Origin of the sequence: Leeuwenhoekiella sp. ZYFB001 (genome assembly GCF_011784865.1) — a bacterium.
Classification (GTDB): Bacteria; Bacteroidota; Bacteroidia; order Flavobacteriales; family Flavobacteriaceae; genus Leeuwenhoekiella; species Leeuwenhoekiella palythoae.
The window spans coordinates 1,195,875-1,212,719 of the sequence record NZ_CP050460.1; the positions used below are offsets into that span (position 1 = coordinate 1,195,875).

Annotated in this window: 10 protein-coding genes; 7 read left to right on the forward strand and 3 right to left on the reverse strand. The window is 41.1% G+C overall.

Annotated elements, in window-relative coordinates; all coding sequences use genetic code 11:
- Positions 1 to 197: 197 nt before the first annotated feature.
- Genes HCN54_RS05240 through HCN54_RS05270 form a run of 7 tightly spaced genes read left to right on the forward strand, consistent with a single transcriptional unit; the run spans position 198 to position 13,977 of the window.
- Positions 198 to 1,538: a BNR repeat-containing protein gene (locus HCN54_RS05240; protein ID WP_167596836.1), complete on the forward strand. Its 1,341-nt coding sequence runs from the start codon at positions 198 to 200 to the stop codon at positions 1,536 to 1,538.
- Between the two features lie 17 nt (positions 1,539 to 1,555).
- The gene (locus HCN54_RS05245) at positions 1,556 to 4,669 is read left to right on the forward strand and encodes a glycoside hydrolase family 2 TIM barrel-domain containing protein (protein WP_167596837.1); all 3,114 of its coding nucleotides are present in this window, start codon (positions 1,556 to 1,558) and stop codon (positions 4,667 to 4,669) included.
- A gap of 4 nt (positions 4,670 to 4,673) precedes the next feature.
- Entirely contained in the window at positions 4,674 to 6,632 is a 1,959-nt protein-coding gene (locus HCN54_RS05250) for a glycoside hydrolase family 97 protein (protein WP_167596838.1), read from the forward strand.
- 1 nt (position 6,633) lies between these two features.
- The gene (locus HCN54_RS05255) at positions 6,634 to 7,539 is read left to right on the forward strand and encodes a family 16 glycosylhydrolase (RefSeq protein ID WP_167596839.1); all 906 of its coding nucleotides are present in this window, start codon (positions 6,634 to 6,636) and stop codon (positions 7,537 to 7,539) included.
- Positions 7,540 to 7,549: 10 nt separating this feature from the next.
- Entirely contained in the window at positions 7,550 to 8,737 is a 1,188-nt protein-coding gene (locus HCN54_RS05260) for a glycoside hydrolase family 88 protein (protein WP_167596840.1), read from the forward strand.
- A gap of 9 nt (positions 8,738 to 8,746) precedes the next feature.
- Positions 8,747 to 10,792, forward strand: a complete 2,046-nt coding sequence (locus HCN54_RS05265) for a DUF2264 domain-containing protein (protein ID WP_167596841.1) — start codon at positions 8,747 to 8,749, stop codon at positions 10,790 to 10,792.
- A gap of 59 nt (positions 10,793 to 10,851) precedes the next feature.
- The gene (locus HCN54_RS05270; protein ID WP_240924951.1) at positions 10,852 to 13,977 is read left to right on the forward strand and encodes a glycoside hydrolase family 2 TIM barrel-domain containing protein; all 3,126 of its coding nucleotides are present in this window, start codon (positions 10,852 to 10,854) and stop codon (positions 13,975 to 13,977) included.
- A gap of 57 nt (positions 13,978 to 14,034) precedes the next feature.
- Here HCN54_RS05270 and HCN54_RS05275 read toward each other — a convergent pair whose 3' ends face one another.
- The 3 genes from HCN54_RS05275 to HCN54_RS05285 are packed head-to-tail and all read right to left on the reverse strand — an operon-like array spanning position 14,035 to position 16,840.
- Positions 14,035 to 14,937 (reverse strand): aldo/keto reductase family oxidoreductase, encoded by a 903-nt coding sequence (locus HCN54_RS05275; RefSeq protein ID WP_167596842.1) that lies wholly within the window; start codon positions 14,935 to 14,937, stop codon positions 14,035 to 14,037.
- Between the two features lie 2 nt (positions 14,938 to 14,939).
- Positions 14,940 to 15,680, reverse strand: a complete 741-nt coding sequence (locus HCN54_RS05280; RefSeq protein WP_167596843.1) for a sugar-binding protein — start codon at positions 15,678 to 15,680, stop codon at positions 14,940 to 14,942.
- The gene (locus HCN54_RS05285; RefSeq protein WP_167596844.1) at positions 15,677 to 16,840 is read right to left on the reverse strand and encodes an MFS transporter; all 1,164 of its coding nucleotides are present in this window, start codon (positions 16,838 to 16,840) and stop codon (positions 15,677 to 15,679) included. Before HCN54_RS05285 ends, HCN54_RS05280 begins: the two co-directional genes overlap by 4 nt.
- Positions 16,841 to 16,845: the final 5 nt, after the last annotated feature.

Below are 16,845 nucleotides of genomic sequence, written 5' to 3' on the forward strand. Positions count from 1 at the left end.
CTTTAATAGCCAAAAGGTTTTAAGAAAATTGTACAATGACTTTAAAACTATTTCGATTTCGTAAAAAATAGTTTTGAGTAATCAAAATCAGTATTTAGATAATATACTATAATTCATGTTTTCTTAAAGAAACTATCTTGGGAAAACAAGTATAGTTAAAATTTATAAATGTTTTCGATACATTTATAAGCCAATATATGAAAAATCAAAGATTTTTAATTGTTCTAGTTTTAGCAAGTGCGCTTGCCCTCAACGGCTGTAATGCCTTAAAACCTAGTACAACTTTACAAGAAAAGGAAATTGGCCTTGGGTGGTCTGCAAATTCTGTAAATACGGTAATTTTTAGACAGAACGCGGTTACTACATTTAATACCACTCAGTTTACAGCATATTACGATCAGGATGCGCACGTAGTTCTGGCCAAGCGTAGCCTGCCTGATGGGGATTGGGAACTCAATAAAACCAAATATACCGGTAAAACTACAGATGCGCACAACGCGATAAGCCTGGCGGTAGACGGTGAAGGCTATCTACACGTAAGTTGGGATCATCACGACAACCCGTTGCGGTATGCAAAAAGTGTTGCTCCACTGAGTCTTGAGTTAGGCGAAAAGCAAGAAATGACAGGTATTGAAGAAGAAAAAGTTTCTTACCCGCAATTTTATAATCTTCCTGATGGGGATGTACTGTTTATGTATCGGTCAGGGCAGTCGGGTAGAGGTACTTTGATTTTAAACAGATATAACGCAGCGCATAAAACGTGGCGACAGCTGCACAATAATTTAATTGATGGGGAAGAGCAGCGTAATGCCTATTGGCAAGCCTATGTAGATGTTCAAGGTACGGTGCATCTTTCTTGGGTCTGGCGCGAGACTTGGGACGTAAGCACCAATCACGACATCGCTTATGCGCGATCTCTTGACGGAGGAGAAACTTGGGAGCTTTCAACAGGTAAAATCTATAACGGACCTATAACTGAAAGCACTGCTGAATATGCCTATAGGATTCCGCAAAACAGCAGTTTGATCAATCAAACCTCGATGACTACTGATAAAGCGGGAAATCCATTTATTGCCAATTACTGGAATGAAGAAGGAAAAACGCAATACCAAGTCGTCTATCTAGAAGATGGAATCTGGAAAAAGGAGAATACGGCATTCCGTAACTCTGGTTTCGAGCTTGGCGGTGGCGGTACTAAGAAAATACCGATCTCTCGCCCCGAACTTTTTATCTATGAGAATCAAGGGAAGAAGATTTTGGGGTTAATTTTTAGAGATGATCTTCGAGGAAGCAAAATTTCTCTGGCCTACAAGGATCTCAAAACCGATACTCAATGGCAGGTAAAAGACCTTTCTGATGAAAACATTGGTGATTGGGAACCCAATTTTGACAAAGAATTATACAAGCACACCAAAGCGCTTCACCTGTTTAAACAAAAAGTTACTCAGATAGATGGAGAAGGCCTCTCTAAAGCGCCTGCAACTCCCGTTTCCATATTAGAAATTATTTTACAAAATATACTCACTAACCCTAAATAAGCCCAATACGTGTTTCAATGAAAAAAACAGTTTTAAGTTTACTAAGCATACTATGTTTGTGGGGAGCTACCGCCCAGCAAGCACAAAATGAATGGGAGAATCCCGAAATTATAGACCGCAATAAAGAAGAAGGTCGAAGCGCTTTTGTGCTTTATGAGTCTACACAAACAGCAAAAACACGCGAAGCCTCAGCGTCTCAACTTTACAAAAGCCTCAACGGTACGTGGAAGTTTGATATTGTAAAAACTCCGGCTGAGCGTCCTACAGATTTCTATGAGGTAGATCTTGATGATAGTGCGTGGAGCAACATTCAAGTACCGTCTAACTGGGAGACCGAAGGTTTTGACATTCCTATTTACACCAATGTAAGCTATCCGTTTCCTAAGAATCCGCCATTTATTGACGATGCGTACAATCCTGTAGGCAGTTATCGTACTACATTCAGCGTTCCTAAAAACTGGGAGGGTAAAGAAGTTTTGTTGAGTTTTGGATCTATTTCAGGATATGCCCGCATTTTTGTGAATGGCGAAGAAGTTGGGATGACCAAAGCTTCTAAAACTCCGGCAGAATTCAATATCACCGAATTTTTAGAGGAAGGCGAAAATCTTCTTGCAGTGCAGGTGTTTCGCTGGCATGATGGTAGTTATCTAGAAGATCAGGATTTCTGGCGTTTAAGCGGAATTGAGCGCGATGTATTCCTTCAGGCGATGCCAAAAACGACGATTTGGGATTATAAGGTTGTTAGTGATCTGACTTCAGATTATAAATCAGGCGAATTTTCAGCGGAAGTTGATCTGCGCACTTTTGAAAAAAGTAAGATCAAAAAAGCACGCGTAGAAGTAGCGCTTTTTGATGCGGAAGATAATTTAGTTTTTGCCGAGAAAAAAGAAGTTCCTAAAGATGGAGGTACACTTTCTTTTGAAAAATCATTGCCTAATATCCAATTATGGAGCGGAGAAACTCCAACTCTGTATACCTACACAATTACGCTAGAAGATAAAAAGGGTAATCCGCTTGCGGCTACTTCAGGCCGCACCGGCTTTAGAAAAGTCGAACTCAAAAACGCGCAACTTCTCGTAAACGGAAAAGCGGTAACGGTACACGGAGTAAACCTTCACGAGCATCACCCTGATAAAGGCCACGTTCCAGATCTTGAAATCACGCGCAAAGATTTTGAGTTGATGGCACGCAATAATATCAATGCGGTGCGTATGAGTCATTATCCACACGGCCAACAGGTTTATGATCTGGCTGATGAGTTTGGTTTTTACATCGTGGATGAAGCGAATATTGAAACGCACGCAATGGGTGCTGAATGGCAAGGAAATTTTGATAAATCAAAACATCCGGCGTATTCAGAAGAATGGGCTGCGGCGCATCTTGACCGCATAAAAAGAATGTATGAGATGGATAAAAACCATACTTCGATCATTTTATGGTCTATGGGTAATGAGTGTGGTAATGGTCCTGTTTTTTATGACGCGTACGATTGGTTGAAGGAAACTGACCCAACCCGTTTGGTAACTTTTGAACAAGCAGGTCAAAACCGAAATACAGACGTGGTTGCACCTATGTATCCGGGAATAAAACATATGAAAGAATATGCGGCACGCACCGATGTGACCCGCCCTTTCATCATGTGCGAGTATTCACACGCGATGGGTAACAGTAGCGGAAACTTTAGAGAATACTGGGACATTATTGATAGCAGTCCGCATATGCAAGGTGGATTTATCTGGGATTGGGTAGATCAAGGACTACGAGCCGAAACCGAAGATGGTCGTGAGTTTTGGGCCTACGGTGGAGATCTTGGCGGTGAAGATCTGCAGAACGATGAGAACTTCAACGCAAACGGACTCATTACAGCAGATCGTGAAGCGCATCCTTCGTTAGCCGAAGTAAAAAAGGTGTATCAAAACATCAATTTTACTTTAGCCGGATCAAATTTAAGAGTGGAAAATAAATACAACTACACCAATCTTGAGGCATTCGATTTTAAATGGGAGCTCCTAGAAAATGGTAATGTGGTTAAAACAGGAACTTTTGATGCCGCTGTTGCGCCCAATTCATATAAGTTGATCAATTTAAATCTTCCGCAAACTGCTGATGCTGAATATTTCTTGAATGTCTATGCAAATACAAAAGCTGCTACAGCTTTAGTTCCGGCAGGTTTTGAGTTGGCTAAAGAACAATTCAAACTAGGAGCAACCGATTATTTTACTGAAGAAACAATTTCATCAACCGAGACTCCACTTAGTTTTAAGAAAGAAGGAGACCAACTCCGTTTTACTGCTGCTGAGGTTTCGGGTGTATTCGATCTGAAAAAAGGAAAATTAAGCCAATACCAATTGACAGACGGTTCTGCGGTGATCGCTCAATTTCCGCAGCCGTATTTCTGGCGTGCGCCAACGGATAACGATTTTGGGAACGGAATGCCAGGTCGTTTAAAAGCTTGGAAAGATGCCACTGCAAATGCTGTGGTGACCAAAAGCCAAGTAAGCGTGCAGACTAAAGAAGGGCTACCTGTTTTAGTAACTTATCAACTTCCGGAAATTGATGCAGCTTATACCGTTGAGTATTTTATAAAAAATTCAGGGGATATAAAAGTTACCGCTTCGATCAAAATTAATGATGATAAAACTCCTGAAATTCCACGATTTGGAATGCGTATGGTTTTAAATAAAGACTTCGATCAATTGCAATATTACGGTCGCGGACCTTGGGAAAATTATTCAGATCGAAAAGAGTCTGCCTTCTTGGGAGTGTATCAAGACGATGTGAAAAATCAATTTACGTGGACGTACATTCGTCCGCAAGAATCAGGTTACCATACAGATACGCGTTGGCTAAGCCTTTCTGACGGAAACAGCAACGGTTTAAAAGTTACCGGAGCACAACCTTTAGGGTTTAGCGCGTTGCATATTTCAACCGAAGATCTTGATCCGGGAGCGACCAAAGATCAGAAGCATCCTACAGATTTAACCGTTGAAGATGAGGTTTATCTGCATATTGATTTAAAGCAACGCGGCTTAGGAGGTCTCAACAGTTGGGGACAATACCCTTTTGAGCAGTATCGCCTGGAAGATAAAGAATATACGTATAGCTACACTTTATCTCTTTTAAACAACTAAAAGCATGCAGAAATTTAGAATAGCAAGTTTAGTAAGTCTTTTTGTTATACTCACGGGTCAAACTGCGTGGTGCCAGCTTCCGGTAAAAGTTAGTAGCCCTGACAAACATATTGCGGTTGAGGTAGGGCTGCAAGATCAAAAGCCGGTATATTCTATTCATTTAGATGATGTACTCTTTATGGAAGACTCACCTTTAGGGTTAAAAACTTCGATAGGTGATTTTTCTGAAGGCTTGTCGTATGCGGCACAGGGTACTTCAGCAATAAAAGAAACGTACGATCTTAAAAAGGCTAAAGTAAGTCACGTAGAATATCAAGCGAATGAGCTGATTGTAAAGTTCGTAAATGCAAACCAAGATACCTTGGCGGTTCAATTTAGAGTGAGCAATAGTGATGTGGCTTTTGCTTACAAACTCACCGCAAAGGAGCGCAATACTAAAGTGAAGATTCTTGAAGAAGCAACCGGTTTCAATTTACCTGATGATGCTACTTCGTTTATCACTCCTCAAGCTTTACCGATGACAGGCTGGGAGCAAACCAAACCTTCGTATGAGGAAGAATACACCTTTGATGAAGCTTTGGGAACTCAATCTCAGTATGGTGTAGGCTATACCTTTCCGGCTTTATTTAAAAATGCTGAAAAGGGATGGATTCTCATTTCAGAAACCAATGTAGATGGAAGCTATCCCGGGGCACGCTTAGGAGAATCTGATAAAAACGGATTGTTTCCGATAGCGTTTCCTCAAGAAGGAGAAAATAATGGATTAGGAGATGCTTTTGCCGCTATGGCGATGCCAGCACAAACACCATGGCGAACGATTACTCTGGGAAAAACTTTAAAACCTATTGTAGAAACAACAGCTTCGTTTGATCTCGTAGAACAACGCTATGAGGCTTCGCAAGATTATACAATGGGAAGAGCGACGTGGAGTTGGATCGTGTGGCAAGATAACAGCATCAATTATGAAGATCAGGTAAAATTCATTGACCTGGCGGAAGCTTTAAATTTTGAATATGTGCTTATTGACAATTGGTGGGATGCTAATATTGGCCGCGAGAAGATGGAAGAATTAGTAGCCTACGCTAATTCAAAAAATGTGGATGTGGTGCTTTGGTACAACTCTAATGGTTTTTGGAACAATGCTCCACAAACGCCGCAAGACTTTATGAACACCGCCTACAAGCGCCAGCAGGAGATGGCGTGGTTACAAGAAATAGGCGTAAAAGGTCTGAAGATCGACTTTTTTGGCGGAGACAAACAGATGACAATGCAGCTGTATGAAGAAATTTTAAATGATGCCAATGATTATGGTTTAGCAATTACATTTCACGGCTGTACACTTCCCCGAGGCTGGGAAAAAATGTATCCCAACTATGTTACTTCAGAAGCAGTTAGAGCTTCAGAAAATTTGATTTTTACGCAGTATGCGTTAGACAAACACGCGTATTACAGCACGATTTTACCCTTTACACGTAACCCTGTGGGAGCGATGGACTTTGCACCGGTGTTTTTAAATAAGCGCTTAAGCAGAGATCAAAAAGGTGGAACTGTGCGTAAAACTACAGATGCTTTTGAATTGGCTACAGCCGTACTTTATTTTTCACCTATTCAGCATTTTGGTTTAACGCCAAACAATCTTGACGAGCAGCCAGAATTTGTTTTAGACTTTTTAAGAGCGGTCCCCACCGTATGGGACGAGACGGTTTATATTGGCGGCGAACCCGGCGATTATGCTGCAATAGCCCGAAGAAAAGGAGATACTTGGTATTTGGCAGTTACTAATGGTGAGCAAGAAAAGAAGACACTTGAACTAGACTTACCAATGTTTAAAAATGCTGAAGCAACGTTGATCTATGATGCAAAAGATAAAACTGCAGCTCAAAAAACAGTTAAAGTCCAATCAAACGGAAAATTGAAAATTGATGTCCTTGGTGAAGGCGGCGCATTATTGATCTCAAAATAAAATGAAGCTACACATCCTATATAGCGCTGGATTAACAAGAGTACTGTTCACTTTGGTGTTAACTGTTTTAGTCAGCAGCTGTAAATCTTCGTCAGAAAAGTCAACCGAAGATCCTAATCAGGCTCCCAGTGGGTATGAGTTGATCTGGCACGATGAATTCGATTCTGGTGATAAGCCAAATGCGGCATATTGGAGTTATGAAGAAGGATTTGTGCGCAATGAAGAATTACAATGGTATCAAAAAGATAATGCGTCGGTAGCGCAGGGTAATTTGGTCATTACGGGAAGAAAGGAAAAAATCCCTAATCCAAATTTTGAGGCGGATGCTACTAACTGGAAAAAGAACCGCCAGCATGCCGAATATACTTCGTCAAGCATCAATACCCGTGGGAAATTTCAGTTTAAATATGGAATTCTAGAAGTGCGTGCAAAAATTGATACGGCAAGCGGAATGTGGCCCGCGATCTGGACTTTAGGTGTCGAAAAAAGCTGGCCTTCTAATGGAGAGATTGACGTGATGGAATTCTATCAAATCAATGGTAAACCTCATATTTTAGCAAATGCCGCTTGGGGAGCGGATTGGAGAAATGTATCGTGGGATAGTGCTAAAATTCCCTTTTCTGAATTTATAGAGAAAGATGCACAATGGTCTGAAAAATTCCATATCTGGAAAATGGATTGGAGCGAAGACGCTATTAAACTCTATCTCGATGATGAATTACTAAACGAAATTGATTTAGCAGAAGCTATTAATCCTGATGGATCTAACGGTTTTCAGCAGCCTCATTATATTTTGCTCAATCTCGCGATTGGTTCTAACGGTGGAGATCCTTCAAACACCCAATTCCCTAAAGAATACCTGGTAGATTATGTTAGGGTATTTCAAAAAACTAAAAAAACTAACTAATAGATTAGCAATGAATAACCAATTTAAAACACTTCTTTTTTCGGCAGTATTAGCCGTTGTGCTCAGTAATTGTAAAAGCAATGGCGACAGTACATCTCAGGCGCAAGATGCTGATGTTGAGGTTACCGCGATACCACAGGAGAAGGATTCGGTTTTAGCCATTATTGAAAAGGTAAACACGCACTGGCAAGAAGCGCATCCCGAGCCTAATTTTGCATTTTGGCATCCCGCAGCCTATCATACAGGAAATATAGAAGCTTATAAGGTGACCGGCAATGACGACTTTTTAGACTACTCTAAAGCTTGGGCTGAACACAACCAATGGATGGGAGCCAAGTCACAGGATAAATCCAAATGGAAATACAACTACGGAGAAACCGACGAGCACGTACTTTTTGGAGATTGGCAAATTGCATTTCAAACCTATATTGACCTCTACACGCTTGAAGGCTCAAAAGATCCTACAAAGATTGCCAGAGCAAAGGAGGTGATGGAGTATGAGATGAGCACTCCTAACAATGATTATTGGTGGTGGGCTGATGGATTATATATGGTGATGCCTGTGATGACCAAATTGTATAAAGTGACCGGAAACGAACAGTATCTAGGAAAACTCAACGAATACTTAGCGTATGCAGACAGCATTATGCTTGATGACGAAACCGGATTATACTTTCGCGATGCGAAATATGTTTACCCTAAGCATAAAAGTCTCAACGGAAAAAAAGATTTCTGGGCACGTGGAGACGGTTGGGTGTTTGCCGGTTTAGCTAAAGTGCTTCAGGATTTGCCGCAAGATGCGCAAAACAGACGGACCTATATTGAACGCTTTAAAAAAATGGCAAAGACACTCAAGAAAGCGCAGCAACCTGAAGGCTATTGGACGCGCAGTATTCTTGACCCTGAGCACGCTCCGGGACCGGAAACCAGTGGTACTGCATTCTTTACCTATGGATATCTATGGGGAATAAACAATGATATCCTAGAGGAAGAAACCTATTTGCCTGTAGTAGAAAAAAGCTGGGAATATCTCACGGAAGTTGCTTTGCAAGATGATGGTAGCGTAGGCTATGTGCAACCCATTGGTGAAAAAGCCATTCCCGGACAAGTGGTAGATGTCAATTCTACTGCAGATTTTGGAGTTGGAGCGTATTTGCTTGCAGCTTCAGAAATGGCACGCTTTGTCGATTCAGAATAAATAACAATTATGATTTTAGTAAAACAAATAAGATACCTCACCGGTTTTTGTGTGGTGCTCTTCACTATGGCTTCTATGGAAGCTCAAGAAATAAAACCTGCAAAGCAAGTTGATGGTGAAATGCCGCTTTTTGAAGTAGAAGCTCCCGATTATGAGTTGAGTCCAATGACGGGAATGACGCGTAAACATTGGGAAGATGCAGCGCGCTATTTGCTAGAAGGAGCTTTTAGTTATATTGATGATCTAGATGACCCGATGAAGTTTCCTAAACTTCCCGGTAAAAGCTATCCGCATTCCGTAGATCGTGTTCCTACCGAAAAACTAGAAGGTCTTGTACGTACCTTATTTGTTGCCGCACCCTTACTTAAAAAGGAACCGGATCTTACCTTAAACGGAATAAAAGTAGCCGAATATTACCAGCATCAAATTCCAAAGTTGGCAAATCCCGAAAGTGAGGCGTTTATCAAACCACGAGGCAATGGCGGCCCAAGTCAGAATCTTGTTGAATACGGTGCTTTGGCGATTTCCTTATTTATTTCTCCGGAAACCCTTTGGGAACCTTTAAGTCAGGAAGATAAAGATGCGCTGGCAGCTTCTATGCTTAGTTATGGTGATGGACCAACGGTAGATTCTAACTGGAAATTCTTCAACATTTTTGTGTTAAGCTTTTTTGATGCGCAAGGATATGAGGTAAACAAACCTTTACTTGAAGAATATCTGAACAAATCACTAGCAGATTATCGCGGCCAAGGCTGGTATAACGATCATCCTGCGTACGATTATTACAGTATGTGGGCATTTCAGGTATATGGACCTATGTGGGCATCGGTTTATGGAAACACGCATTACCCGGAGATCGCTAAGGCTTTTAAGACCAATTTTCAAGATTTGGTGTATCACTATCCGTATATGTTTTCTGAAGACGGCCAAATGATCATGTTCGGGCGAAGTATAAGTTATCGCATCGCGTCTATGAGTCCGTTTCCTTTTGCAGGAACACTTGATGACGACACGATTAATTTGGGCTGGTTGCGTCGTATTTCTTCGGGGGTGTTGCTTCAATTTTTAAAGAATCCTGAGTTTTTAAAAGACCGAATTCCAACTCTTGGTTTTTACGATCATTTTGAACCCGCAGTACAGAATTACAGCACGCGCGGTAGCGTATTCTGGATGGGGAAAGCCTTTTTAGGATTATTACTTCCTGAAGATAATGCGTTCTGGACCGCGACCGAAAATGAAGGACCCTGGGCATCACGCTTTAAAGATGATGCGGTGTATAACAAATTTCAAGCAGCTTCAAACGTTTTGCTAACCGATTATCCCGGGATTGGAGCTTCAGAGATCAGAGCCTGGTGTCACGAGCGAAAAGCAGATGATTGGCAAGGCTTCCGCAGTAGTGAGAACTATAATAAGTTGTCGTATAACTCGGCATTTCCTTGGCAAGCTGATGACGCGGACGGTACCATCTCGATGAATTACGTTTTTAAAAATGCAAAAGAAGAATGGGAGCCGTGGCGTCTATATACTTTCAAAAAATATGAAGACGGAAAATATTACCGCGATGCGGTTTTGGAAACCAATGATCAGGTGCATATGCAGTTGGTTGACATTCCCTTAACTAACGGTATTTTGCGTATAGATAAGCAGACCAGTGAGGTGCCTGTTGCGATGCGCCTTGGTCATTATGCACTTCCTGAGATAGATGGAAAAACCATTGAGCAAAGCACTCAAAAAGTTGGAGATTACACTGCGGCCATCATTGATAATGGGCAATATCAACTTGCTATGGTGCCGCTTTCTGGGTGGGAAGATGTTGATGTAATAGAGAAAACCGACTTGCATCCGGTGGCAGATGACAGCGCTGTGATCAATGTGTCTGCAGAATTTTCGCCGGAGGCTAAAAACAAAATCTATGCAACGCTTATGCTTTGGAAAAAATCAGATGAAGCTTGGAGCGCTGAGGATCTACTTCCCGTGAAAGATTTAAAGACCGAAGGAAATGAGGTTGAGGTAGAAATGATATCGGGTGAATTACATAGTATCAATTTTGATTAATTCTTACGAAGTCAAGCCCTTGCGCAAGTCTTATATTTCAATTCCTTAAAAAATATGATATGCGTATTCTTTCTTTGAGTTTTCTATTAGGCTTGGTTTTTTTGTGCTCGCCAATTTTAAATGCGCAGGAATTGCCCGAATGGCAAAATCTGAGTGTGGTTACGCAAAACACCGAAGCACCGCGATCTACGTTCTACGTTTATGATTCTGAGGAAGAAGCTGTTGAAAATGCATATTACAAATCTAAAAATCTGTTGCTCCTAAACGGAACTTGGAAGTTTAATCTTGCAGATACTCCAGAGCAGCGTCCAAAGGATTTTTATCAGCCAGATTTTAAAACTAACGATTGGGATGATATCAACGTTCCGGGAGATTGGCAGATGCAGGGTTACGATTTTCCGTTGTATGTGAGTGCCGGTTATACGCACGCGATCAATCCGCCTTTTGTAGATACAATTTATAATCCTGTTGGCTCGTATAAGCGAGAATTTATCATTCCGAAGGATTGGAAGGATAAGCAGATCAAACTATATTTTGGAGGAGTTACCAGTGCTTTTTATGTTTGGATCAACGGAAAAAAAGTGGGGTATGACGAAGATGCAAAAACACCTTCTGAGTTTGATATCACATCATTTATAAAACCGGGAAACAATGAGATCGCTGTGGAAGTTTACCGCTGGAGCGATGGCACCTATCTTGAAGATCAGGATTTCTGGCGCCTGAGCGGAATAGAACGCGATGTGTATGTTTATGCGCAATCTAAAGCGCATATTCAGGATTTCTTTTTCAAAGCGGGACTTGATACTGAATATATTGACGGAATTTTTGATGGAAAAATTGCCGTAAAAAATGACGGTGCAACTACTGAAAATCTTCAGCTTGATTTAAAAATCCGCGATGCTAATGAGGAACTGTATAGTGCAACACAAAGCCTAAAACTTGCTTCATCTAAAACTGATACACTTCAGTTTCAAGAAACTTTTTCAAATATAGAGCCTTGGAGTGCTGAACATCCTAAGTTGTTTCAAGTAGTACTTTCCCTGCGAAAAGGAGACGAACTTTTGATGAGTACTTCGTCTAAAATTGGCTTTAGAACCAGCGAGATCAAAAACGGAAATTTACTGGTTAACGGGAAACCTATTCTGCTAAAAGGGGTCAATCGCCACGAACATGACCAGCATACGGGTCACGTGATTTCAAAAGAATCGATGCTGGAGGATATCAGGCTTTTTAAAGAAAATAACATCAATGCGGTGCGCAATTCGCATTATCCTAACGATCCGCTATGGTACAGCCTCTGTGACGAATATGGGATTTATATGGTGGATGAAGCCAATATAGAAACGCACGGCTTTGGTTATGATGAAGATAAAACGCCCGCCAACAAACCGGAGTTTGCCTTGATGCATCAAGACCGACTTGAAGCAATGGTGGAGACCAACAAAAATAACCCGTCGATTATCATATGGTCTATGGGGAACGAAGCCGGTGATGGTCCTGCTTTTATTGATGGCTATCACTGGATCAAAAACCGCGATAACACACGACCGGTGCAATATGAGCGTGCAGAGCGTGGTAAGAGTTTTCAAGAACCGCACACCGATGTCATCCCGTGGATGTACGCGCGTATGGATTATATCGAAGAACATTATTTGGGCAAATATCCCAACCGCCCGTTTATCTGGTGTGAATATGCGCACAGTATGGGGAACAGCACAGGAAATCTGAGCGATCTGTGGGATTTTGTCTATAAACATGACCAAGTGCAAGGCGGCTTTATTTGGGATTGGGTAGATCAAGGTTTTGTGAAAAAGGACAGTACCGGAACTGAATATTGGACGTATGGCGGTGATTACGGTCCCGACCGATATCGCAATGATGGAAATTTTGTGTTGAACGGTTTGGTCAATCCTGACCGCAGTCCGCACCCGGCTTTAGCAGAAGTAAAGCATGTATATCAAAATGTGAAAATTAGTCTAGTCGATACGCTAAAGCGGAAGTTTAAACTGGAAAACCGATTCTTCTTTACCAATTTAAATAACTATACGATCAGTTATGAAGTGTTGAAGGATGGAAAAATTATCGCTGAAGATAACCTTCCTGCTTTTGATGTAGCACCACAGCAGTCGGTAGATTTTTCAATAAAAACACTTGAACTTCCTGAAGATGGAAGCGAGTATTTTATCAATTTCAGTATAAAAACCAAAGACGCATCTGCAATGCTTCCTGCTGGTTTTGTTATTGCACAAGATCAGATTTTACTTCAAAAAGCAGCACCGCTGGTATTTACACTGGATTTAGAAAATAAAAAGCTAAAAACAAAAGATACACGAAATGCGCTGGAAGTTTCTGGTGAAGACTTTAGTTTATATTTTGATAAAACAACCGGAAGCTTAACAAAATGGACGTATAAAGATCAGGATTATCTATTGGAAGCGCCACGAGCGAACTTTTGGCGTGCGCCTACAGACAATGATTTTGGTAATAATTATCAAAGGCGAGGTAAACTCTGGAAAGACGCTTCAGAAAATCAGAAGTTGATCCAATTTGAAACCTTGGCAAAAACTAAAGATTCTGTGATTTTAGAATCGGCATTTGCATTAGACACGCTTCAGGCCAAAACAAAAATACGCTACACGCTTTATAAAGACGGAAGCTTAAAAATCAATGAGAAACTAGAATATTCCGGCGCTGAAGATATTGCTGAGCTTCCACGGTTTGGAATGAATTTGATACTTCCGGCGCAATTTGATCAGGTAAAATGGTATGGCCGTGGACCCTTTGAGAATTATCAAGATCGTAAAGAAGCGGCTTTTGTGGGTATTTATGAAGCTTCAGTAGCAGATTTATATTACCCTTACATTCGGCCACAAGAAAATGGCTATCGCACCGAAAACCGCTGGCTGCAACTTACAGACGGTCAAGGAAATGGTTTTAAAATACTGGGATTACCGGAATTTTCATTCAGTGCGCATCACAATTATACTGCTGATTTTGACCCGGGAACTCGTAAAGCACAGCGTCATACCACAGATATAAAACCTCGAGATTTGATCAGTCTTCATATTGATTATAAGCAAACTGGAGTAGGAGGCGATAACAGCTGGGGTGCAAAACCACTAGAAAAATATCAATTGAAGCCTGAGGATTATGAATTTAGTTTTATCATCAAGCCATTGGAATAAGAAAAGCCTGATTCATTGTGGATCAGCCTTTTTGTTTTTTCTTCAGATTCGAAAAAACTAAGGCAAATCTTCGTCTTTAGAAGCGATATAGATTTTATACCACTGCTCCAGACTTAATTCGATTTTAAGGGCATCAACAGCACTTTTAATTCGGTTGATATGTTGTGATCCCACAATAGGCATAATGCCTGTTGGATGCTTTAAAAGCCACGCATACATCACCTGATCTATATCTGTATTCAATTCGGCAGCGATGCTTTTCAATACGGCAGTTAAAAGCTGATCTTTTTCCGTTTTTGGGTTAAAGATAGCTCCGCCCGCAAGTGGCGACCACGCCATCGGTTTGATTTTATGTTTTAAGAAATATTCGGTATTCTCATTCTCAAAATGCTCTAAACAACTCACAGAAATCTCAACCTGATTGGTGGCTAAGGGCATATCGAGATAACTTTGTAGGGTATCAAATTGCGCCGGACTAAAGTTTGAAACGCCAAAGTTGAGCACTTTGCCACTGCTTCTAAGCTGATCAAAAGCCTTGGCAACTTCTTCCGGATTAAAGAAAGGTGCAGGGCGGTGCAGCAATAAAAGATCAAGACGATCTGTGCCTAAGTTTTTAAGCGAAGTTTCTGCTTGTTTAATAATGTATTCGGTGCTGTAATCATAGATTTTAATATCAAGCTCCGGATTGTAATCTGTAGCCATTTTGATTCCGCACTTGCTTATCAATTCCATCTTTTCACGCAGCTCCGGTCTCTTAGCTAATGCTCGGCCAAAATAGGCTTCACAGGTGTGATTTCCGTAGATATCTGCGTGATCAAAAGAAGTGATTCCTAACTCCAAAACTTGCTCAATAAGCTTTAAAAGGTGGTCATCGCTCAAATTCCAATCGCGCAAACGCCAGTATCCGTGAACGATGCGTGATAAGCTTAAGTTGTCATTAAGTGCTATTCTATTTTCCATAATTATTGAATCAATTTTAGGGTTTCAAAAAGTCCGGCATCCAGGTCTATGCGTCCCTCGTAATCTTCGGGAATCGCAACAGAACCAAGAACCGTGTTGGTAGCTTTGGCATCAGCGTATTCAAAAGCGAGCGCAAAGCCCATTAATTTTTCGGGTTTTAAAGATACGGCTTCGTGCGGAGCGTTGGGATTAAATGTGGAATCAAAATTGGTTATTCTTAATTCCCAATAGGATATAATCCCATAGTTTTTTACAGCGGAATAAACCGCGTGATTAGCAGTTCTTGGCTTCTTATTTTGATCTAGAAAGACTGAAGTGTTAGACGGAGAAATTTGATAGTTAAAAGCATTATAAGAACTTTCATAGCTTCCGGCGCTGTTGTCTTCGTCAACATACACACTTAAGTGATCTTCGCTGTTGAAGTGCTCCATCGGATTGCCAAAAGTAGACTGAATTGTAATGTTTTCTAATCGAAGCAACACGTATAGCGCATCAGGCGTCCACGTAAGTTTGTATTGAATATTGGCATCTGCTGAAGCTTTTCCGCTCCAAATATTGTTCATTTGCTTCCATTCTAAATGCTGCCAAGCGGGATCGTGATGTTTACCATCAACACGTGGAGCGATGATCGCTTTTTGAACCGGCGTAAAAGTTTTTTCAGACTTTTGAAACAATGGCGGCGGGCCCTCATTTTTGCCACACGCTATAAAAATCAGAAATAAACAGCAGTAAAAAATTCTCATAGTTTAGACCGGTACAAACTCAAAATTCCAAAGATAGGCCCCAGACTTAAAACCAAAAAAAGATAATCAATATCAAAATGAATAACCCAATAATTCAGCAGTTGAATACTAACGACGGTAATCGCAAATCCTATGCAATTAACGAGCGTCAGTGCGGTTCCGCGATATTCGGGTGGAGCATTTTGTGCGACCAATGTTGAAAATTGCGGACTGTCAGCAACCACGGCAGCACCCCAGATTAATAGAAAGACACCAAAAATAACCGGTGTAAATTCAATACTAAAAACAGAAATCAAACAGCACATTCCTGAGATCACGAGTGCGTAAAAGGCAACTTTTTTACTGCTTATTTTCTGCGTCAAAATGCCTCCATACGCGCAGGAAATTGTACCGATCGCAATAGCAAAAAAGGACCAAAGCGAAGTGTTGAGATAGACTTGATGTTCTGCTTGATAATAGTTGATAAAAACAGGTAGAAATCCCCAAAAGGCGTACAATTCCCACATATGTCCCCAATAACCAAAAGCTGCTCTTCTGAATTTTTTAGTCTGAAAAATAAAAGGAATCGCTTTTATCGAGAGTTTTTGCTGCGCTTTTCGATACGGACCATCAGCAACCAAAAAACCGATTAATAGTCCGCCAACAGCAGCTAAGCCCGATGTAGCGATGGTAATAACCTTATAATCTACGGAAACTTCAAAGCTGTTCAAAAAGTGGGGGAGTGCGGTGCCAAGAACCAAAGCGCCAACTAAAAAACCAAGAACTTTACCTAAACCTTTTTCAAAATAGTCGGCTGCGATTTTCATACCAACAGGGTAAATTCCTGCTAGGAAAAAACCGGTGCTCAATCGTGAGATTAATAAAGTGCCGCTTTCGGCATGAGGTAAGAGTAAAGCCAGATTTGCGGCTGCTCCCAAAATGGCACTTACGGCAAAAACTTTAGACGGCGAGAAGCGGTCTGCAATCGCGAGCATTGCAAAAACAAGTGTTCCAAGAATGAAACCAAGCTGTACTGCGGCAAGTAAATCTCCTAAGAGATCAGGATTTCCCAAACGGGCGACAGGAAGTTGCGGAACCACGATATTGCCTACAAACCACAACGATGTTCCCAAAAACTGAGCGAGAACAATGAGAATTATGATTTTGGTTTGCTTCGGCACCTATT

Coding starts and splice junctions, on each gene's coding strand:
- HCN54_RS05240 (WP_167596836.1), top strand. CDS start 198: ATGAAAAATCAAAGATTTTTAATTGTTCTAGTTTTAGCAAGTGCGCTT.
- HCN54_RS05245 (WP_167596837.1), top strand. CDS start 1,556: ATGAAAAAAACAGTTTTAAGTTTACTAAGCATACTATGTTTGTGGGGA.
- HCN54_RS05250 (WP_167596838.1), top strand. CDS start 4,674: ATGCAGAAATTTAGAATAGCAAGTTTAGTAAGTCTTTTTGTTATACTC.
- HCN54_RS05255 (WP_167596839.1), top strand. CDS start 6,634: ATGAAGCTACACATCCTATATAGCGCTGGATTAACAAGAGTACTGTTC.
- HCN54_RS05260 (WP_167596840.1), top strand. CDS start 7,550: ATGAATAACCAATTTAAAACACTTCTTTTTTCGGCAGTATTAGCCGTT.
- HCN54_RS05265 (WP_167596841.1), top strand. CDS start 8,747: ATGATTTTAGTAAAACAAATAAGATACCTCACCGGTTTTTGTGTGGTG.
- HCN54_RS05270 (WP_240924951.1), top strand. CDS start 10,852: ATGCGTATTCTTTCTTTGAGTTTTCTATTAGGCTTGGTTTTTTTGTGC.
- HCN54_RS05275 (WP_167596842.1), bottom strand. CDS start 14,937: ATGGAAAATAGAATAGCACTTAATGACAACTTAAGCTTATCACGCATC.
- HCN54_RS05280 (WP_167596843.1), bottom strand. CDS start 15,680: ATGAGAATTTTTTACTGCTGTTTATTTCTGATTTTTATAGCGTGTGGC.